General features: G+C 69.5%; 19 protein-coding genes. 12 read left to right on the top strand and 7 right to left on the bottom strand.

Annotated elements, in window-relative coordinates:
• Window positions 1-32: 32 nt before the first annotated feature.
• Window positions 33-935: an NADP-dependent oxidoreductase gene (locus ACWDN5_RS04315; RefSeq protein ID WP_449674391.1), complete on the bottom strand. Its 903-nt coding sequence runs from the start codon at window positions 933-935 to the stop codon at window positions 33-35.
• 154 nt (window positions 936-1,089) lie between these two features.
• On the opposite strand from ACWDN5_RS04315, the gene ACWDN5_RS04320 reads away from it, so the two are divergent.
• From ACWDN5_RS04320 to mnmA, 4 genes are all read left to right on the top strand, one after another.
• Entirely contained in the window at window positions 1,090-2,373 is a 1,284-nt protein-coding gene (locus tag ACWDN5_RS04320; RefSeq protein ID WP_449674393.1) for a helix-turn-helix transcriptional regulator, read from the top strand.
• 44 nt (window positions 2,374-2,417) lie between these two features.
• Window positions 2,418-3,785, top strand: a complete 1,368-nt coding sequence (locus ACWDN5_RS04325) for an MFS transporter (RefSeq protein WP_449674395.1) — start codon at window positions 2,418-2,420, stop codon at window positions 3,783-3,785.
• Window positions 3,786-3,849: 64 nt separating this feature from the next.
• Window positions 3,850-5,046: a cysteine desulfurase family protein gene (locus ACWDN5_RS04330; RefSeq protein WP_449674397.1), complete on the top strand. Its 1,197-nt coding sequence runs from the start codon at window positions 3,850-3,852 to the stop codon at window positions 5,044-5,046.
• A gap of 4 nt (window positions 5,047-5,050) precedes the next feature.
• Window positions 5,051-6,142, top strand: a complete 1,092-nt coding sequence (gene mnmA, locus ACWDN5_RS04335; protein ID WP_449674399.1) for a tRNA 2-thiouridine(34) synthase MnmA — start codon at window positions 5,051-5,053, stop codon at window positions 6,140-6,142.
• A 7-nt stretch (window positions 6,143-6,149) separates the two neighbouring features.
• On the opposite strand, the gene ACWDN5_RS04340 is transcribed toward mnmA, so the two are convergent.
• The 5 genes from ACWDN5_RS04340 to ACWDN5_RS04360 all read right to left on the bottom strand — a co-directional run bounded on the left by ACWDN5_RS04340 (window position 6,150) and on the right by ACWDN5_RS04360 (window position 10,522).
• Window positions 6,150-7,418: a DUF222 domain-containing protein gene (locus ACWDN5_RS04340; RefSeq protein ID WP_449674401.1), complete on the bottom strand. Its 1,269-nt coding sequence runs from the start codon at window positions 7,416-7,418 to the stop codon at window positions 6,150-6,152.
• Window positions 7,419-7,610: 192 nt separating this feature from the next.
• Complete coding sequence (locus tag ACWDN5_RS04345; protein WP_449674403.1) at window positions 7,611-8,063, bottom strand: N-acetyltransferase family protein; 453 nt, start codon at window positions 8,061-8,063, stop codon at window positions 7,611-7,613.
• Window positions 8,064-8,073: 10 nt separating this feature from the next.
• Window positions 8,074-8,475, bottom strand: a complete 402-nt coding sequence (locus tag ACWDN5_RS04350; RefSeq protein ID WP_310974698.1) for a GNAT family N-acetyltransferase — start codon at window positions 8,473-8,475, stop codon at window positions 8,074-8,076.
• Window positions 8,476-8,549: 74 nt separating this feature from the next.
• Window positions 8,550-9,593: an MBL fold metallo-hydrolase gene (locus ACWDN5_RS04355; RefSeq protein ID WP_449674405.1), complete on the bottom strand. Its 1,044-nt coding sequence runs from the start codon at window positions 9,591-9,593 to the stop codon at window positions 8,550-8,552.
• Between the two features lie 104 nt (window positions 9,594-9,697).
• Window positions 9,698-10,522, bottom strand: a complete 825-nt coding sequence (locus ACWDN5_RS04360) for a phospholipid scramblase-related protein (RefSeq protein WP_449674407.1) — start codon at window positions 10,520-10,522, stop codon at window positions 9,698-9,700.
• A gap of 121 nt (window positions 10,523-10,643) precedes the next feature.
• On the opposite strand from ACWDN5_RS04360, the gene ACWDN5_RS04365 reads away from it, so the two are divergent.
• The 4 genes from ACWDN5_RS04365 to ACWDN5_RS04380 all read left to right on the top strand — a co-directional run bounded on the left by ACWDN5_RS04365 (window position 10,644) and on the right by ACWDN5_RS04380 (window position 15,150).
• Window positions 10,644-11,681 (top strand): methionine synthase, encoded by a 1,038-nt coding sequence (locus tag ACWDN5_RS04365; RefSeq protein ID WP_449674408.1) that lies wholly within the window; start codon window positions 10,644-10,646, stop codon window positions 11,679-11,681.
• An 85-nt stretch (window positions 11,682-11,766) separates the two neighbouring features.
• Window positions 11,767-12,471, top strand: coding sequence for a hypothetical protein (locus ACWDN5_RS04370; protein WP_310974694.1), 705 nt, complete (start codon window positions 11,767-11,769; stop codon window positions 12,469-12,471).
• Between the two features lie 11 nt (window positions 12,472-12,482).
• Complete coding sequence (gene ligA, locus ACWDN5_RS04375) at window positions 12,483-14,663, top strand: NAD-dependent DNA ligase LigA (protein ID WP_449674410.1); 2,181 nt, start codon at window positions 12,483-12,485, stop codon at window positions 14,661-14,663.
• Window positions 14,656-15,150, top strand: coding sequence for a GNAT family N-acetyltransferase (locus ACWDN5_RS04380; RefSeq protein ID WP_449674412.1), 495 nt, complete (start codon window positions 14,656-14,658; stop codon window positions 15,148-15,150). Before ligA ends, ACWDN5_RS04380 begins: the two co-directional genes overlap by 8 nt.
• Before the next feature lie 66 nt (window positions 15,151-15,216).
• Here the strand turns inward: ACWDN5_RS04380 and ACWDN5_RS04385 are convergent, their stop codons facing one another.
• The gene (locus ACWDN5_RS04385; protein WP_043781008.1) at window positions 15,217-15,870 is read right to left on the bottom strand and encodes an ACT domain-containing protein; all 654 of its coding nucleotides are present in this window, start codon (window positions 15,868-15,870) and stop codon (window positions 15,217-15,219) included.
• A 236-nt stretch (window positions 15,871-16,106) separates the two neighbouring features.
• On the opposite strand from ACWDN5_RS04385, the gene gatC reads away from it, so the two are divergent.
• The 4 genes from gatC to ACWDN5_RS04405 are packed head-to-tail and all read left to right on the top strand — an operon-like array spanning window position 16,107 to window position 19,949.
• Window positions 16,107-16,406 carry an Asp-tRNA(Asn)/Glu-tRNA(Gln) amidotransferase subunit GatC gene (gatC, locus tag ACWDN5_RS04390; RefSeq protein WP_310974691.1) on the top strand — a complete coding sequence of 100 codons (300 nt, stop codon included), beginning with the start codon at window positions 16,107-16,109 and terminating at the stop codon, window positions 16,404-16,406.
• Window positions 16,403-17,920 (top strand): Asp-tRNA(Asn)/Glu-tRNA(Gln) amidotransferase subunit GatA, encoded by a 1,518-nt coding sequence (gene gatA, locus ACWDN5_RS04395; RefSeq protein WP_449674414.1) that lies wholly within the window; start codon window positions 16,403-16,405, stop codon window positions 17,918-17,920. The genes gatC and gatA overlap by 4 nt, the downstream gene beginning before the upstream one ends.
• On the top strand, window positions 17,917-19,422 hold the full coding sequence (gene gatB / locus ACWDN5_RS04400) for an Asp-tRNA(Asn)/Glu-tRNA(Gln) amidotransferase subunit GatB (RefSeq protein ID WP_310974689.1): 1,506 nt from the start codon (window positions 17,917-17,919) through the stop codon (window positions 19,420-19,422). The genes gatA and gatB overlap by 4 nt, the downstream gene beginning before the upstream one ends.
• Window positions 19,419-19,949, top strand: coding sequence for a hypothetical protein (locus ACWDN5_RS04405; protein WP_449674469.1), 531 nt, complete (start codon window positions 19,419-19,421; stop codon window positions 19,947-19,949). Before gatB ends, ACWDN5_RS04405 begins: the two co-directional genes overlap by 4 nt.
• The last annotated feature ends 178 nt before the right edge of the window (window positions 19,950-20,127 follow it).

The raw sequence follows: 20,127 nt of genomic DNA on the forward strand, positions 1-20,127 counted from the left end.
ATCCGGCGACAGGCCCGGATTGGTCCCTCCGGTCAGCCGACGGCGATGGTCAATTTTCCGCCAGGGTGCCCGCCCTCGCTCTCGACCTGCGCCGCGGCCGCCTCGGCCAGCGGATAGCTCCTGCCCTGCGCGATGCCGACCCCGCGATCGGTCACCCAGCCGGCGATCCCGGTGAGGACCTCACGGGTCTGCTCGCCCCCGCTGGAGAACGGGATCCCCAGCTCGAACGCGGCGGCATCGGCGATGGTGACGACCCGGTCCTTGCCACCCCGCAGCTCGACGGACCCCGGCAGCACCCCGTGCCCGGCCGCGTCGAAAACGGCGTCGATCGGCCCGGACACCGCCTCACGGACCCGCTCCACCCAGCCGTCGCCGTAGAGGACGGGCACGACGCCCAGCGACTTGAGGTCGTCGAGGCTTCGGCTTCCCCCGGTCCCGACGACGATCACCCCCTGCGCGACGGCGACCTGAGCGGCGAACCGCCCGACCGTGCCGCTGGCGCCGTGGAGCAGCAGCGTCTCGCCCTCACGGACCCCGAGCAGCCCGAGGACGCGAAGCGCGGTCTCACCGGCGACGGGCAACGCGGCGGCGTCCGCCCAGGAAAGGCTCGCAGGCTTCGGCGCGATCGTCTGCGCGAGGGCGTACTCGGCGTAGGCGCCGGTCTCCGACCAGCCGAACACCTCGTCGCCCACGGCGAAGTCCGCGCCCTCCCCGACGGCGTCGACGACGCCGGCGACCTCGAGGCCCGGGATGTGCGGGAACGGGACCTGGAAATTCTGCTGCATGGCGCCGTTGCGGATCTTCCAGTCGATCGGGTTGACCCCGGCGGCCCGCACGGCCAGCCGAACCTGCCCCGGGCCCGGCTGAGGCGTCGGGACGTCGGACAGCTGCAGGACTTCCGGTCCGCCGTATGCGGAGAAGGTGATCGCTCGCATGGTGGTGTCTCGCTCCTTGGTTCGTGACCTTCGGTTCGAATGTCCTCCCCTGGAAGTCAACTCGCCCGCCGGAGCCGCCGAACCGTCCGGACGAGCAGTGTTCACTAGCCGGACGAGCAGGTCGGCGGATCCCGATCGCGCCTACCTTGGGGTCATGGACGCTTCCTGGTCGGATCCGCGGCACGTGCTGGACGTCGTCGAGCACCTCCTGTCGGCGCCGCGGCCCCAGTTCCTCGGCCGGTTCACCGCCGAGCTGGGCAAGCTGATCCCGCACCGCGCGGCGGCGATGCAGACGGGCGACTGTCCCCGCAGCCCGCTCAAGTCCATCGGCGACGAAGCGATCACTCAAGCCGTGACGAGCGTCGAGCTGCAGCGGCTGGCCGACCGCAGCGAGCCGGGCAAGGCCCTGCTGATCGACGGCGTCCTCGGTGGCGTCGAGCGCCGTCTGGTCCTGCTCGCTTCGAGACCGGCGGTCGGCCAGGGCGCGGTGATCGCCGTGGTGCCGGAGGCCGCCGAGCCGCCATCCGCCGAACTGGAGCTGGCGGCGCGGCTCTGGCACATCGTCAGTACCGACGCGGGCCAGCGGGCGACGGATCCGGAGCCGGACGTCCTGGCCAGCAGCCTCGCCGCGGCGTCCGCACGCGCCCAGGCGATCACCGACCTCGGCCAGACGCACGCGGCAACCCTGGTGACACTCCTGTCGGTCCTCCGCTCCGGCCGGCTCTCCGACGCCGTCGCCCGCCGCACCGCGGTCGACCTCGCCGCCGACGCCCTGCTCGAGCTCAAAGGCGTCGTCAACCGCGACCAGGCCCTGTCCGCGGCACAGACAGACGCGGCGTTCGCCGTCCTCAAGACCCAGCTCGCCGACCTGGTCCGGCACACGGAGGTCGACGTCGACCTCGTCGACCCGATCGGCGACGCGTCCCTTCCGCAGGACATCGCCCACACGGCACGCACCCTGACCCGCGGCCTGGTGCTCGCGGCCGTGGACCGTCCCGCGACCACGCGCCTGAGGGCGTCCTGGCGCGTGGACGGCCCGGTGTTGCGGATCACCGTCCGCGACGACTGTCCCGAAGTCGCCGACGCAGTCCCGCCCCGAGGCCTGACCGAGCGGCTCACGGCCCTGGGCGGCCACTGGGAGGTAGACGCCGTGCCGGCCTGGGGCACGACGGTCACCGCAGTACTCCCGCTCGGCGTGGCCGAACCGCCGGAGCTGCGTCCACTTGACCGGCTCAACCCGCGCGAACTGGAGGTCCTGTCGGGCATCTCCCAGGGCCTGCGCAACCGGCAGATCGCCGAACAACTGCAGCTCAGCGAGCACACGGTGAAGTTCCACGTCCGCAACATCCTCGACAAGCTGGACGTGACCTCCCGCGGCGAAGCGGCCGCGCTGGCCCGCGACCTGCCGTTGGAGCCGGTAGCGCACCGCTCCGCCTGAGCCGCCTTGACCTCCAGCGGACTGGAGGTTGCACGCTGCTGATCATGGCCTCGACGATCGACTCCGCACCCCGTCGCCGCAGTGTGCTCTGGAGTGCGGAACACCGGCTGACCACGATCGCGCTGCTGCTCGTGGTCACTTTGGTCGCGTTCGAGAGCATGGGCGTGGCGACGGCGATGCCCACCCTGGTCGCCGACCTCCACGGGCTGTCGCTCTATTCGTGGCCGTTCACGATCTTCCTGATCTCCAGCGTGGTGGCGACGGTGCTGTCGGGCCGGATCGGCGACCGCCGCGGCCCGGCGCCGGCGCTGCTCGCCGGGCCGTTGCTCTTCGCGGCCGGTCTCGTGGTCGCGGGGACGGCGACCGGAATGCCGATGCTCCTCCTCGGCCGCGCGCTGCAGGGCTTCGGCTCGGGGCTGCTCCTCGTCTCGGTCTCGCTCCTGATCGCCCTGACGTTCACCGACCACGAACGCCCGGTCATCTACGCCGCGAACGCGGCCGCCTGGGTCCTGCCCGCGGTCATCGGGCCTTCGGTGGCCGGAGTCGTGACGGTCAGCATCGGCTGGCGCTGGGTCTTCGTCGGCTTAGTGCCTCTCGTGGCCATCGGCGTGCTCATGCTGGCCGTGGTCGTCCGGCGCTTGCCCGCGCACGAACCTGCCAAGGGCGGCCGACGGGCGAGCGTGGCACAAGCGATCATCGCCGCGCTCGGCGTCGCGGCCTTGACCTGGGCGGCTCAGCACCAGTCGCTGGTCGCGCTCGGCTACGGCGCGGTCGGGCTGATCGCACTGGGTTACGCGCTCCGCACCCTGTTGCCGGCCGGGACGTTGACTTCCCGCCCCGGCCTGCCGACAGTCATCGCTTCCCGAGCCCTTATCGCCGGGGCATACGCCGGGATGGAGGCGTACCTCCCGCTGACGATGAGCGCGGTCCACGGTTACAGCCCCGCCCTCGCCGGCCTGCCGCTGACGATCACGGCTTTGGGCTGGTCAGCGGCGTCGGCGGCCCAAGGCCGCTACCTCGGTTGGTCGAGGGAGGCTTCGCTGCGTACCGGGTTCTGGCTGGTCGCGGCAGGCCTGGTCTGCTTCGGCCTGGTTTCGCAGCCGTGGTTCCCCGGGTGGGCCGCATTCGTGGCCTGCGCGGTGGGTGGCGCAGGCATGGGGATCGCGATGCCCGCGATTTCGGTCCTTCTCCTCCGTTACTCGCCTGAAGGCGAGCGAGGATTCAACACTTCAGCGATGCAGCTCGCGGACTGGGTCGGCTCCGCGCTGCTCATCGGCCTGGGTGGCGTCCTGCTCGGGATGGTTGGCTCGGTTCTCGACCCGTCGCCGGCGATGGCCCTGCTCACGGTGGCCTTGGTGGCACTCGCGATGGTAGGTGTCCGGCTGACCGGGCGGTGGCCGTCAAAGGTGTGACAGCCCACTTCCAGAGCCAGGGTGCACTTCGTCACGCGCTGGAGCGGACTACCCTGGAACAGCGATGACCTATCTCGACCATGCGGCAACCACTCCGATGTTGCCCGAAGCCATAGCGGCGATGACCGAGGCGCTGTCCACCGTGGGCAACGCCTCGGCGCTGCACTCTTCGGGCCGCAGGGCCCGGCGGATGGTCGAAGAAGCCCGCGAAACCATCGCCGAGGCGCTGGGGGCTCGGCCCTCCGAGGTGATCTTCACCGGCGGGGGAACCGAGAGCGACAACCTCGCGATCAAGGGCATCTACTGGGCGCGCCGCAGCGAGCGGCAGCAGCGCAGCCGCATCCTGTGTGGTGCTGCAGAGCACCACGCCGTGCTCGACACCGTGGAATGGCTCGAGGCCCACAGCGGCGCTGAAATCACTCTGCTGGACATCGACAGCCAGGGCCGCGTGTCGCCTGACGTTCTTCGCGCAGCCATCGCCGCGGATCCCGAGACTGTGGCGTTGACCACCGTGATGTGGGCAAACAACGAGGTCGGCACGATTAACCCGATCGCCGAGCTGGCGGCAGTGTGCGCCGAGTTCGACATCCCGTTCCACACGGACGCCGTCCAGGCCGTCGGGGCTGCTCCGGTAGATTTCGCCGCCAGTGGCGCCGCCGCTCTCACTCTGACCGGACACAAGCTCGGTGGCCCGTTCGGGGTGGGAGCGCTTCTGCTCGGACGTGACGTGCCTTGCGCCCCCCTGCTGCACGGCGGAGGCCAGGAGCGCAATGTCCGCTCAGGCACCCTGGACGTCCCGGCGATCGTGGGATTTGCCGCTGCTGTCCGAATCAGCGTCGCGACCCGTGCCGAGTACGCGAAACGCGTCGAGGAACTCCGGGACGAGCTCGTCGAGTCTGTCCAACGCGAGGTTCCCGATGCTGTACTCAACGGTGGAGACGGCGAGAGGCTGCCCAGCCATGCCCACTTCACTTTCCCCGGGTGCGCCGGCGACAGCCTGTTGATGCTGCTCGACGCCAGAGGCATCGAATGCTCGACAGGATCCGCGTGCACAGCTGGCGTCGCCCAGCCGAGCCACGTTCTGCTCGCCATGGGTGCCGACCCGGCGGCGGCTCGCGGTTCCCTCCGGTTCTCTCTCGGCCACACTTCCACCGCCGCGGACGTCGAGGCCGTGGCTGCGGAGATCGGTGGCGTCGTCATGCGCGCCCGGCAGGCCGGCCTTGCCGGAATGCGCAAGCAGACCCAGAAGCAAGAGGTGTAAGGCAATGCGGGTTTTGGCCGCGATGAGCGGAGGAGTGGACTCGGCGGTTGCCGCGGCGCGCGCGGTCGACGCCGGGCACGACGTGGTCGGCGTGCACCTGGCTCTGTCGGCCAAGCCGGGAACTCTGCGGACCGGCTCGCGCGGATGCTGCACGATCGAGGACTCGCACGACGCCCGCCGGGCCGCTGACATCCTCGGAATTCCGTTTTACATCTGGGATTTCGCCGAGCGCTTCACCGAAGAGGTTGTCGAAACCTTCGTCGGCGAGTATGCCGCCGGACGCACCCCGAACCCCTGCGTCACCTGCAACGAGAAGATCAAGTTCGAAGCACTGCTCGAAAAGGCAATGGCGCTCGGATTCGATGCGGTCGCGACAGGCCACTACGCGCGTCTCGCGGTGGTCGACGGTGTGCCTGAGTTGCGTCGTAGTGCGGACAGTGGCAAGGACCAGTCCTACGTGCTCGCGTCGCTCACACCGGAACAGCTCAGCCACGCCATGTTTCCCTTGGGCGGTTCTTGGAAGACCGACGTACGGGCTGAGGCGGAGCGGCGAGGCTTGTCCGTCGCCAATAAGCCGGATAGCCACGACATCTGCTTCATCCCGGACGGCGACACCAAGAAGTTCCTGGAGAACCGGCTGGGACAGCGTCCCGGCGAGCTCGTTGACGCCGAAACGGGTGCGGTGCTCGGCCGGCACACCGGGGTGCACGGTTTCACGGTCGGCCAGCGCAAGGGCCTGGGCATCGACGCTCCGGCGCCGGATGGTCGTCCTCGATACGTCCTGTCGCTCGAACCGGTGTCGGGTTCCGTAAGGGTCGGCTCCGCGGCCGGGCTCGGCGTCAAGGTGATCGAGGCCGACCGCGCGATCTGGCCCAGTGGTCGGCCGCTGACCGAACCCACCGAATGTGTGGTCCAGGTCAGGGCCCATGGAGGCATCGTCGATGCGGTCGCCGACGTGGACAACGACACCATGACCGTGCACTTGCGCGAGCCGCTGCGCGGAGTCGCTCCGGGCCAGGTCGTCGTTCTCTACCGACCCGATCCCGACAGTGGGGACGTCGTCCTCGGCAGTGCGAAGATTTCGAGCACCCGCTGATCTTTAGTCACTTTCGCGGCCGGTTCGACCGTCGGCCGGGGTGCATCGACGGCGGCGTTGTCGATTGGACCTGTCCGGTCGGTGTAGCGACGTTCACAGTGCCGTCTGGGGTGACTTCGTAGTCCCAGCCAGGCAGTCCCGTCAGCTTGCTGTGCCGCGAGCAGAAGGTGACTGCCTGATCCGCAACGCCTTCGGCCTCACCCTTCGCGCGAGTCGCTTTGACCCCGCAACTCTGTGCGGGACGGGTACATCCGGGGTGCCGGCACTCTTGGTCGCGAACCCGGATGAACTCGTTCTGATCGATCGGGTAGCGCGTCGGCGACAGTTCGGCCGCGTGACCGGTTCGCGGGTCGGTGAGAACCCGGCGCAGCGTCGTGCCAGGGCCGCCGATGATCTGGCGAGCCAGCGCGGCCGCGATGGGCCCGCGACCGGACAACGCTGCCGGGGTCTGGTTGAGGCCGAGGTAGGTGGCCAGGTCGATGTGCAGGAAGACCTCGGTGCGTTCACTCGGGCCGCCGGTACCGCTGAGCAGCAGATCGATGGCCACGTCGGCGCGGAGCTGGTCCAGCGTTCGCGGTTCGTCCGGCGTCTTCAACGCACGGGCGGCCTGGTCGACGCGGGCATAGGCGGCGGTCGCCTTCTCGGTCGGTGCGTTGTTGACCGACAGATGGGTCACGCCGGTGTCCTGATGATGCAGGGTGAGCCGCCGCTCGACGAGCTTTCGCTCGTTGCGAAGCGCTGCGCCCTCAGGGTCGGCCTGTGCGGCCGCGTAGGCCGCGGCGCGGCGGACCTGAGTGGCATTCCGGCCCGGCACACGGTCCTCGAGCGTCTCGTCGACGACGCGTACGTGGTCTCCGGAGAGCCATGCCGTCGCGTCGGTGACCTTCATGGCGCGATAGAGATCGAGCCGGCCGTCGTCCATCAGGTTCAGCATGCGGGGAAGGCGCGCGATCAACGCGTTGGCCGCAGAAACGATGGCGCTGGCGCGGTGTTCCGTTATGGACAAGGCCAACGCGACTTCGGATGACGCGCTGGGCGCGCGTCTCCGGCGCACGCTCAGGTCGGCGATCGCTCTCAACTGAAGTGCTTGCAGCTTCGAGATTTCTGCGTCGGTGTCGCGGATCAGATCGACGACCTGCTCGTCTTTCATGCGCTGCAACGTGTTCGGGTTGGCGCGAATCGATCGCAGCACAAAGGGGAGTACGAAGGGAAGTTCGCCTTCGGCGCTTTGGGTGGGGGCAGGGACGAGGTTGCGGATCGGTTGTGAAGATGTCATGAGCACGACGGTACGACGGCTCGCAAGGAAAGTCATCGAAAGGGAGCGAACGGTCCATTCGTGCCATTCGCTTGACGAATCGCTGTTGCTTCGGGATCGTGCGCAGGCATGGACATCCGCGTCGCGACCGAGGGGGTACTAATGTCCAAAGTGGATAAGCGCAGCCGCTGTGCGCCTGATAGCCGCCGCTGCCTAGAGCTTCAGCTTGAATCCGATGTGGCTGGGGAGGAATCCGAGGCGCTCGTAGAACCGGTGCGCTTCCGCTCTGGACGTGTCCGACGTGAGTTGCACGAGGGCGCACCCGCGCCGCCGCGATTCGTCGATCGCCCAGCGGACGAGAGCGGCTCCCAGTCCGGTGCCCCGATGGTCGGCGTGGATCCGGACGGCCTCGATCTGGCCCCGGAGCGCGCCGCGCCGGGCGAGGCCTGGAATGATCGTCAGTTGCAAGGTACCGATCGGCTTGTCGTCGAACGCGACGACCATCAAAAATTGATGGGGATCCGCGTCGATCTCGTCGAAGGCACGCAGGTATGGCTCGAGGTCGCCGGGATCGTCCCGGGTGGCGCCGAGTTGGTCGTCCGCCAGCATGTGCACGATGGCGTCGATGTCTTCACGCTGTGCCCTGCGGATGGTGTAGTCGGCCACGAAGCCAGTATCACAGGACGCGGGTGAATCCCTGGTAGCTGTACTCGAAACCGAAGCGTGCGTAGAAGTCTCGTAGGTCGCCACGGTTCAGTCCGGAGTCGAGATGGATGCGCGTGCAGCCGCGCCGACGGGCTTCGTCGATGCCCCAGGTCAGGAGTGCGCTGGTCACTCCGCGTCGGGCCGCGCGGATGCCTTCGAGCAGACCGCGGGGCGCGCCGTCCCAGGCGAGGCCCCTGAGCAGCGTCAGCTGTGCAGCGCCGGCGACGCCATTGTCGTCCTCGGCGACGACCAGCGTGACGTGCGGAGTGTTCATGAGTTCCCGGAGCGCGGCTGCCAATGGTCCGCCCGGAGCCCCGAACAGGCGCACGAGCGCCTCGATATCCGTTGCCCGGGCGCGTCTGATGACCTCCATTTTACCCAGTATGCAGGAGGCCTGAGGGTGGGCCTAACTGCAACGGGGAGGCTACTCGCAGTGCTGACCGCCTCTCAGGGCAGCGCGTAACGGCGAACGCCGTCGACAACCTGGGCCTTCAGCTTTCCCTGCGACACCAGAAGGTCGAGGTGTGCTGCTGTTTCCAAGACCGCGAGCATCTGATTGAAGGAGTCCATTTCGGACAGTTTGCGGTTGCGGCGGGTCCAGCCGATCCGGTGTGCGGCCTCGTACGCGCAGGTCGCGCCGGCCACAATCTGCGAGGCGATCGTCTCGAGCCGCTGCCGGTGGTGTTCCAGCAGTTCGTCGACCCGAGTGTGCACGCTCTCGGACACCGGGCCGTGCGCGGGAAGCATGCGGCGGTCCGGCATGGCTCGCACCAGGCGAAGGGAGTCGATGAAGTCGTTGAGCGGCAGCTCGGCCGGCACCGGCTGGAACCCGATCGAGGGCGTGATGTGCGGCAGCACGTGGTCGCCGGAGAACAACAGGTCGGCAGTGTCGTCGACGAAGACGACGTGTCCGGACGTGTGTCCCGGGGTGGCGACGACGTCGAATTCGCGCCCGGGCAGGATCGACCTCGGTCCTGGCGTCAGCCATTCGTCGGGTGCCTCCCAGAGGTCGGCTTCGGTGTGTCGGCGATTCGTGCCGAACTGCCGGGCCAGCGCTTCCACGACTTCGCCGGCTCCGGCCTGGAACAACAGGTCGACCTGGGCTTCCATCGGCAGGCGGTCGGGATTGCCGGACGCCTTGAGCGATGGCTCTTCGTCCTGGCCGAGGGCGATCTTCGAACCGAAGTCCCGACGGAGGACCACTGCCTGCGAATAGTGGTCGCGGTGCACGTGGGTAACGAGGAACTCGCTGACGTCGGCGAGTTGTGCGCCGATCCCGCTCAGGGCGTCGGCGAGCTGTTGCCGCGCCACGGTCAACGCCCAGCCGGAGTCGACCAGGACCAGCTTCTCCCCGTCAGTGACCGCGTAGACGTTGACCGCGCGCAGAGCGTCGTTGGGCAGCGGCAACGGGATCCGGTAGACGCCGGAGGAGACCTCGTAGATCCCGGGCTCGGTCCAGTTCCTGTCGCTGCTTTCCGGCAACGGTTCCACGGTGACCTCCGTCCCGGCGAGACTGCGGCGTCCCGGCCTTTCTTCACCCTGAGCCGTGCCGGGCCCGCTGTCCACCGGGAGGAGATGAGATGCCGGTCACTCGCTCAGTCGGTGTCCTGCTTCAGGGCGGTGTCGATCGTCAAGGCTGCGGCGACCACCATGCTGGCGAGCGGATCCGGCAGCGGGTGGGGGATCTCCACGACGTAGTTGTCCGCCGTGGTGAAAGCGGCTTTGAGGAACCCGCCCCAGGTCTTGGTCACCCGGGCGACCTCGGTGCCGGCGTGGTCGCGAATCGAGAAGTTCCAGGCGCGCCAGTTCTCGGCGAAGATCCCGCCGACCGACTGGCCGTCGACGATGAAGCCGAACCGGATCTTGCCGAAGACGTTTTCCTGGACGATCTCCCCGATCGGCGTCTCGTCGGCCCTGGTGACCAGGAAGCGGGACTTGAACACCTTCGCCGGCCGCGTGACTTTGAGGACGGTGCTGTGGTTGGCGTCGCGGACCTCGAACTTGTGGGTCAGGAACTGGTCGTAGTTGGTCAGCAGCCGGATCGCCTTCTTCAGCGTGCTCTGGCCCACCTCGACGACCCCGCCGAGCTGGTTGCCGTGCTGGTCGAAGACGCCGAATTCGTTGGCCATCTCGATCAGCTTGGCGCGCTGGTTGACCACGAGCACCGGCTCGCTGAACAGGGTCCCGCCCCCGGCGCGCGTGCCGCCTCGGCCACGTGTCGCGCGGTTGACCTGGTTCTGGATCCGGGTCGGGTCGTGGGCGCGCTCGATGTCCAGCTCGATCGGCTCGGAATCGCTCGGTGGTGGGAAGGCATGAGCCGGCCGGGTGTCGGCGGTCCAGGCCTGGCCGTCCCACCATCGGTGCAGACGGGGGTCCCGCGCGTCCGGGTACCAGCCCGGCTGCGGTGGCGAACTCGTCATGGCCGGTCAGCCTATCGCCGCGGGCGCACTCATGGTGCCGGTCAAGGGAAATGCGGTGAATGTCCGCATCGTGGTGCCCCGGCCGGTGTTCGCCCGCGGAGATCGACCAGAATCGGTGGTCGTGAGTGAGCGAATCTGGCCCAGCGGAGCCGCGACGGCGATCGGCTCGATGCCGGGCACCGATCCCGCCGAAGCGGCCGCGGTCGTGTTCGGGGAACTGCCCGACTTCCCGCACCTGCCCGAGCTGCCGGTCCGCGGCGTCGGCGCGGACATGCTCGGCCGGACCGCCGCGCTGCTCGTCGACCTGGCCGTCGACGTGGTGCCGAGTGGCTACCGCGTTGCGTCCCGGCCTGGGCACGAGCATCGCCGGGCCGTCGATCTGCTTCGCTGGGATCTCGACGCCGTGCAAGAAGCGCGCGAGAAGGCCGGTGTCACGCCGCCGGTCTTCAAGGTCCAGGTGGCCGGACCCTGGACGCTCGGAGCCGGAATCGAGCTGCCCCGGGGGCATCGGGTGCTCACCGACCGCGGGGCCTTGCGCGACTTCACGTCGTCCCTGCTGGACGGCCTCGCCGAGCACGTCGCGGAAGTGCAGGCCAGGACCGGCGCGCCGGTGGTGGTCCAGTTCGACGAACCGTCGTTGCCCGCGGTGCTGGCCGGCAGCCTGTCGACGCCGTCCGGATACGGGAACGTCGCCGCGGTGCCGGCGCCCGAGGCTCGTCAGCTGCTCACCACGGTCATCGACGGCGCCCGGCGGATCACCGAGCGCCCGGTGATCCTGCACTGCTGCGCCGCGAAACCGCCCCTCGGTCTGCTGCGAGAAGCCGGCGCGGACGCCCTGGCCTTCGACCTCGCCGCGCTCGACGGTGCCTCTGCCGCGTTCCTCGACGAGATCGGCGAAGTGTGGGACGGCGGAGCCACGCTGTTCCTCGGCGCTGTGCCGGCCACGGCGTCCGGGGCCTCTCCGAGTCTGAAGGACGTCGGCGAGCCGGCGTTCCGGCTGGCCGACCGGCTCGGATTCAACCGCAGCGTCCTCGCCGAACGAGCCGTACCCACGCCCGCCTGCGGCCTCGCCGGCGCGACACCGGAATGGATGCGCCGTGCCCTCTCGCTCACACGGGATCTCGGCAAAGCCTTCGTGGAGCCGCCGGAGGGCTGGTGACGGAATCCGGCGACTCACCGGCGTCCGCCTCGGCCGGCAAGTAGCGTTGGCGAGGTAGCCGACCGAACGAGGACCACCCGAAACCATGCGTCTGTTCCGCCGCAAGAACGCCGCCGCCGATCCGCCCGACCCGCGCACCGCATGGCCCGAGCAGCCGGTGCCGGACGACCCGGCCACCGCCGCGGAGGCGTTCTGGCACGGCTGGTTCGACCTGCTCCCGATGGTGAGCGCGGCTCTCGGTGAGGGTGAGCCGCACCGCGTCGAGCACGAGCTCTGCCAGCTGGTCGAGGCGCTGCACCCGCGGCTGCACTTCTCGCTCGAGCGTGGTCGCCAGGCGATCTACGCCCTGGTCGTGACCGGCCAGGAAGACCCCGAAGTACGGCCGTTCACCGACGCGTGGCGCGCCGCCGCGCCGCCGGACGACGCGATCTGGGAGTACCACGACTCGGTCCCACCCGTGCCCGATCCGACCGAAGTCACGGTCAACCTCGGCGAGCACCGGATCGCGCTGGCCGACGTCCGGGTCGTCGCCCAGGTGGACGACGACGAGCACGTGGTCGACGTCGCCGTCTTCCACCCGCGCTTCGGCGACCTCGACGACGCGACCCGGCGGACCATGACCTTCCTGCCGCTCGACGCGACATTGGGTGAACGGCTCGCCGCCGAACGGTTACGGCGCGTCGAGACCGCGGAGGCCGAACCGGCCGGCTCCATCACCCTTCTGGAGTTCCGTGAACTGGTCCGCGGACTGGGCGGCGGACCAGACGAAAATGTCGGTACCTCCGGCTAGGGTTACCACCCGTGAGCAGCACCGAACTTCCCCAGGACCAGGTTGCGGCGGTCGACGCCCCGGTGGCCGCGGAGGACGTCACCGACGTCCCGGCCGACGTGCGCGAGCGGCACAGCGCCCTCGCCGAGGAGCTGCGCGACCACCAGTTCCGCTACTACGTCCTGGACTCGCCGATCATCTCGGACGGACAGTTCGACGAGCTGCTGGGCGAGCTGCAGCGGATCGAGGACGAGCACCCGGCGCTGGTCACGCCCGATTCCCCGACCCAGCGGGTCGGGGGCACGTTCTCGACGGAGTTCACCGCGCACGACCACCTCGAGCGCATGCTCAGCCTGGACAACGTGTTCGACCAGGACGAGTTCCTGGCCTGGGTGGAACGCGTCGAGAAGGAGGTCGGGCGCACCGAATTCCTCGCCGAACTGAAGATCGACGGCCTGGCGATCAACCTCCTGTACGAAAACGGCCACCTGACCCGAGCGCTCACACGAGGTGACGGCCGGACAGGTGAGGACGTCACGCTCAACGTCCGCACCCTCGAACAGGTGCCGCTGACGCTGGCAGGCACCGACGAGTTCCCGGTGCCCGCCCTGGTCGAGGTGCGCGGCGAGGTCTTCTTCCGCGTCGAGGACTTCCTCGAGCTGAACGCGAAGATGGTCGAAGCCGGCAAGCCGCCGTATGCGAACCCGCGCAACACCGCGGCCGGGTCGCTGCGGCAGAAAGACCCCAAGATCACTCGCGAGCGTCGGCTGCGGCTGATCTGCCACGGGCTTGGCAAGCGCGAGGGCTTCGAGCCGCAGCGCCAATCGGAGGCCTACGATGCGCTGGCCGCGTGGGGGCTCCCGGTGTCGCCGCACAGCAAGGTCCTGACCTCGGCCGACGAGCTCACCGCGCACGTCGCCTACTGGGGCGAGCACCGGCACGACGCCGAGCACGAGATCGACGGCGTCGTCATCAAGGTCGACCAGGTGGCGTTGCAACGGCGGCTGGGCACGACCTCGCGCGCGCCCCGCTGGGCGATCGCCTACAAGTACCCGCCGGAAGAGGCGATCACCACGCTGCTCGACATCCAGGTCGGCGTCGGCCGGACCGGGCGGGTGACCCCGTTCGCCGTCACCGAGCCGGTGACGGTTGCGGGGTCGACCGTGGCCAGGGCCACCCTGCACAACCAGGAGGAGGTCAAGCGCAAGGGCGTGCTGATCGGCGACCGGATCGTCATCCGGAAGGCTGGCGACGTCATCCCCGAGGTGCTGGGGCCGGTGGTGGACGCGCGCACGGGCGACGAACGCGAGTTCGTTATGCCCACCCACTGCCCGGAATGCGGCACCGAGCTCGCCTACCAGAAGGAAGGCGACAAGGACATCCGGTGCCCGAACACCCGGTTCTGCCCCGCGCAGTTGCGGGAGCGCCTGTTCCACCTGGCCGGGCGCGGCGCCTTCGACATCGAGGTCCTCGGGTACGAGGCGGCGGTCGCGTTGCTCGACGCCCGGGTCGTCGCCGACGAGGGCGACGTCTTCGATTTGAACGAAGACAGCCTCGCCGAAGTCGAACTGTTCCGGACGAAGGCCGGCGAGCTGTCGGCGAACGCGCGGAAGCTGCTAGCCAACCTCGATGCCGCGAAGGACAGGCCGCTGTGGAAGGTGCTGGTCGCCCTCTCGATCCGGCACGTCGGGCCGACCGCGGCTCAGGCGCTGGCCCGTGAGTTCGGCTCGATCGAGCGGATCGAGCAGGCCACCGAGGAGGAGCTTTCGGCGGTCGACGGCGTCGGCCCGACCATCGCCCACGCGACGCAGGAGTGGTTCGAAGTCGCGTGGCACCGCGAGATCGTCGAAAAGTGGCGACGGGCCGGCGTGCGGATGGAAGAGGAGCGAGACGAGTCGATCCCGCGTCACCTCGAGGGGCTGTCGATCGTGGTGACGGGCTCGCTCGACGGCTTCTCCCGCGACGAAGCGAAGGAAGTCATCATGGCGCGCGGTGGCAAGGCCGCCGGGTCCGTGTCGAAGAAGACCGCGTTCGTCGTCGTCGGGGATTCGCCTGGTTCGAAATACGACAAGGCGGTTCAGCTCAAGGTGCCGGTGCTCGACGAGGCCGGCTTCCGCGTCCTGCTGGAGCAGGGCCCCGACGCGGCGCGGGAGGTGGCGCTGCCGACCGGCGAGGAGACCGCGGAAGAAGAAGCCGGGGGAGTGGATGGGTGACGTCGAGATCCGGCCGCCGCGGGCCGAGGAGTACGCGGCGGCGGGCGAGGTCACGGTGCAGGCGTACGAAGCCGATGGTCACCTGGCCGGCGACGTCGGCTACGACGCGGCGCTCCGCGACATCGCGCGTCGGGTCGAGGCGGCCGAGGTCCTCGTCGCTGTGGACGGGTCGGGTGAGGTGCTCGGCACGGTGACCGTCGTGGACCCGGGGTCCGAGTACGCCGAGATCTCGCGTCCGGGTGAGCTCGAGTTCCGGATGCTGGCGGTGGCGCCGTCGGCGCGTGGTCGCGGTATCGGCGAGGCCCTGATCAAGGCCGTGTTCGACCGCGCACGGGCGCGGGGGCTCCGGAAGGTGGTGCTGAGCAGCCTCGACCGGATGCACAGCGCACATCGGCTCTACGAGCGTCTCGGGTTCACGCGCCTGGCCGAACGGGACTGGCGGCCGTTCCCGCACATCACGCTCATCGCCTATCAAATCGACGTCTGACCTGGGCCTCGTCGAAAAGGGACGGACCCGTGAAGGGCTCGTCCCTTTTTCGACGACAAGCGAGGGCTAACCGTCGAGGACGACCGCGACGATGCCGGCGAGGTGGGCGAGCCGGGCGACCTCGGCGGCGCGGAAGTTCGGGCCGCCGGGGCGAGCGACGAGCAGCGCCTTGCCCGGCTTGCCGAGCGGGGTCGCGGCGAGCTCGGTGCCGAGCTCCTTCCACGTCTCCGGGATCCACGCTTCCTCGCTGTCGAGGACCGTCGCGCGCTCGAGCGGCAGCCAGGGCAGGTCGGTGATCGGGGTCTCCGGAGCCGCGCTGGACGACGCCAGCCGGACCGCACCGGTCTCCGAATGCTCGACGATCATCGCCCAGCCGGCGCGCACGATGCGGGGGACGCCCTCGGCGAGGATGTCGAGCCCGGACTTCGGCTGCGCGGCGATTTCCTCCACGAGCTCAAGCTCGCGGTGCGTGTCCAGGACTCCCGCGTAGGGACGGACCGCGTCCACTTCGACGCCCTCGACGCTCTCCGCGGCCGTGATCAGCGCGTCGGGCAGGCGGCCCGAAGGGAGCTCGACCACCAGGTCGTCGACGGCGACCCCGCTGCCGCGCTCGACGACGTCCACGCTGAGGATGTCGGCGCCTACCGTGCCGAGCGCCGTGGCGACCGCGCCGAGGGTCCCCGGGCTGTCCGGAAGGAGGACCCGGATCAGGAACGACACCACGCGCCCCTCTCACCTCTGGCGTCCCAGCCTTGCCGTGGGACGCTCGATGCCGGTCGCCGATTGTGACAGACCCACCCGGCTCGCGGGACCTGCTGTCCGCCGGGCGGGATGTGAGCGTCGCCGGACGGCAGCCGGCCTGCGCCGGGCGTAACCCAGTCGAGTCCGCCCGCGCCGCCACCATAGACTTGCAGCTTCCGAGACAACCCGCACAGCACAACCCGGGAGGCACCCGCGTGCCCAACATTTCCCGAGACGAGGTCGCGCACCTCGCGAAGCTGGCCAGGCTGGCCGTGACCGACGACGAGATCGACGTCTTCGCCGGCCAGCTCGACCAGATCCTGGACTCGGTGGCCAAGGTGAGCGAGGTCGCCGCCGCCGACGTGCCGCCCACGTCGCACGCCGTGCCGCTGACGAACGTCTTCCGACAGGACGTCGTCGTCCCCGGGCTCACGCAGCAGCAGGCGCTGGCCGGTGCGCCGGCCGCCGAGGACGGGCGTTTCCGGGTGCCGCGGATTCTGGGGGAAGAGCAGTGACCGAGCTCATCAAGCTGACCGCCGCCGAGCTGGCGGGCAAGATCCACTCGCGCGAGGTGTCCGCGGTCGAGGTGACCCAGGCTCACCTGGACCGGATCGCCGAGGTCGACGACCACATCCACGCGTTCCTGCACGTCGACACCGAGGGCGCGCTGGCCGCGGCCAAGGCCGTCGACGAAGGCCTCGCCGAGGGCAAGGCGCCCGCGTCACCGCTGGCCGGCGTGCCGCTCGCGCTCAAGGACGTCCTGACCACCGAGGGCGTGCCGACGACCTGTGGTTCGAAAACGCTCGAAGGCTGGCTGCCGCCGTACGACGCGACGGTGACGCGCAAGCTGCGCGAGGCCGGCGTCGTCATCCTCGGCAAGACGAACATGGACGAGTTCGCCATGGGGTCGTCGACCGAGAACTCCGCGTACGGCCCGACGCACAACCCGTGGGACCACGCCCGCATCCCGGGCGGGTCGGGCGGTGGCTCGTCGGCGTCGATCGCGGCGTTCGAGGCCGCCATCGCCATCGGCACCGACACCGGCGGGTCGATCCGGCAGCCCGGGTCCGTCACCGGCACGGTCGGGGTCAAGCCGACCTACGGCGGGGTGTCCCGCTACGGCCTCGTCGCTTTTTCGTCCTCGCTCGACCAGGCCGGGCCCTGCGCGCGGACGGTGCTCGACGCCGCCCTGCTGCACGAGGTCATCGCCGGGTACGACCCGCGGGACTCGACGTCTATCGACGCGCCGGTGCCGCCCGTCGTCGCCGCTGCGCGCCAGGGCGCGAACGGTGACCTGAAGGGCGTCAAGGTCGGCGTCGTGAAGGAGTTCGGCGGCGACGGCTACCAGCCGGGCGTGCTGCGGTCGTTCCAGGCCGCGGTCGAGCAGCTGCGGGCGCTGGGCGCCGAGGTCGTCGAGGTCTCTTGTCCGCATTTCGTCTACGCGCTGCCCGCTTATTACCTGATCGCGCCGAGCGAGTGCTCGTCGAACCTCGCGCGGTTCGACGCCATGCGTTACGGCCTGCGCGTCGCCGACGACGGCACGCACAGCGCCGAAGAGGTCATGTCGCTCACGCGCGAGAAGGGCTTCGGCGCCGAGGTCAAGCGGCGGATCATGCTGGGCACCTACGCGTTGTCGTCCGGCTACTACGACGCCTACTACGGCTCGGCGCAGAAGGTGCGCACGCTGATCACGCGTGACTTCGACGCCGCCTTCGAGCAGGTCGATGTCCTCGTTTCGCCCACGACGCCGACCACGGCGTTCAAGATCGGCGAGCGCGTCGACGACCCGATGGCGATGTACCTCGCCGACCTGTGCACGATCCCGTCGAACCTCGCCGGCAACGCCGCCATGAGCGTGCCGAGCGGGCTGTCCGACGAGGACGGGCTGCCGGTCGGGCTGCAGATCATGGCCCCGGCGCTCGCCGACGACCGGCTCTACCGGGTCGGCGCCGCCTACGAGGCCGCTCGCGACGCCGCCGCCGGCGGGGCGCTCATCCACAAGGTCCCGGAGCTGGGAGGAACGAAGTGACTGCCGTGGCCGAGTTGATGGACTACGCCGACGTCATCGAACGCTTCAACCCGGTCCTCGGGCTCGAAGTGCACGTCGAGCTGAACACCAACACGAAGATGTTCTGCGGCTGCCCGAACGAGTTCGGCGGCGAGCCGAACACGAAGGTCTGCCCGACCTGCCTCGGCCTCCCCGGCGCGCTGCCGGCGGTCAACGGCAAAGCCGTCGAGGGGGCCATCCGGATCGGTCTCGCGCTCAACTGCGAGATCGCCGAGTGGTGCCGGTTCGCCCGGAAGAACTACTTCTACCCGGACATGCCGAAGAACTTCCAGACGTCGCAGTACGACGAGCCGATCGCCTTCAACGGCTACCTCGACGTCACGCTCGACGACGGCGAGGTCGTGCGCGTGGAGATCGAGCGCGCGCACATGGAGGAGGACACCGGCAAGTCGCTGCACGTCGGCGGCGCCACCGGCCGGATCCACGGTGCCGAGCACTCTCTGCTCGACTACAACCGGGCCGGCGTGCCGTTGATCGAAATCGTGACAAAGCCGATCGAGGGCACCGGTGAGCGGGCGCCCGAGGTCGCGCGGGCCTACGTGAGCGCGTTGCGCGACCTGCTCCGCGCCCTCGACGTGTCGGACGTCCGGATGGACCAGGGCTCGCTGCGGTGCGACGCGAACGTCTCGCTGATGGCGAAGGACGCGACCGAGTTCGGGACGCGCACCGAGACGAAGAACGTCAACTCGCTGCGCAGCGTCGAGCGCGCCGTCCGCTACGAGATGACGCGGCAGGCGGCGATCCTCGCCGAGGGCGGTTCGATCAAGCAGGAGACGCGGCACTTCCAGGAGGCCGACGGCACCACGTCGTCGGGCCGGACGAAGGAGACCGCCGAGGACTACCGGTACTTCCCGGAGCCCGACCTGGTCCCGATCGCGCCGTCGCGTGAATGGGTCGAGGAGCTGCGCGGGACGCTGCCGGAGATGCCTTCGGAGCGGCGGAAGCGGATCCAGCAGGAATGGTCACTTTCCGACGAAGCCCTGCGTGACCTGCTGAACGTCGGTGCGGTCGACCTCGTCGCGGCCACCGTCGAGGCCGGCGCGTCGCCGGATGAGGCCCGTGGATGGTGGGTCAACACCCTCGCCCAGGAGGCCAACGCGCGCGAGGTCGAGCTGACCGACCTGCCGATCACGCCGAAGCAGGTGGCCGAGGTCATCGGGCTCGTGTCGTCCGGTGAGCTGACGAACAAGCTCGCCAAGGAGGTCGTCCAGGGCGTGCTCGCCGGTGAGGGCGAGCCGCGGGAGGTCGTCGAGAAGCGCGGGCTGAAGGTCGTCTCGGACGACTCGGCGCTGCTCGCGGCGATCGACGAGGCCCTGGCGGCGCAGCCGGACGTCGCGGACAAGATCCGCGGCGGCAAGGTCGCCGCGGCGGGCGCCATCGTCGGTGCGGTCATGAAGGCGACCAAGGGGCAGGCCGACGCCAAGCGCGTGCGCGAGCTGATCATCGAGCGCGTCGGTTCCTGACGTTGCCGGGATTCGTCAAAAGCGTCACCTGGCGCGAGTGGCTCGGCCTGGCGGCCGGGCTGCTCGCACTGGGGTCGACGTTCCTGCCGTGGACCACGCTGACCGCCACCAGGCCGGACATCGAAGACATCCTCGCGCAGTTGCCCCAGGGCGACGTCGTCCGTGACGCGTGGCACTCGAGTTTCTTCGCCTGGTGCCCGCCGCTGCCGTTGCTGGTGGCTGGGCTGGTCGTGGTCGTTTTCGGGCGAATCCGCACCGTGCGCGTCAGCGGCCTGCCGCAACTGTGGTTGGTCGTCGCCGCGGCGTCACTGCTGCTGATAGTGCTGGGCTGGGTCACCCTGGAGTGGGAGTTCGACGCCGACCAGCGCGGGATCTTCGAGGCCGCGGGGGTCGCCATCAGGCCCGGACTGGGCCGGTTCCTCGGGTTGTTCGCGGCGCTGGTGTCCGGCGTCGTCGCTTTCCTGGACATGCGGGCGATGCGGGCCGAGAGCCGGCAGCTGCGGAAGACGCGCAGCAAGAACGGCTGATCTTCGCGTCCCCTTCCGTAAGAATCCTGCCACTGGAGAATTTTCGACCGGGTGCGGGAGTCGTCCGACCGGTGGATCGCGGTCGTTGACAACGTTGACATCACGGTCGGCCATTGCGTGAGAAAGCGCTTTCTGGAACGGTCGGAGAGGCGCAGGCCCCGCCACGGAGATCGCCGCC

Source organism: Amycolatopsis sp. NPDC003731 (genome assembly GCF_053586895.1).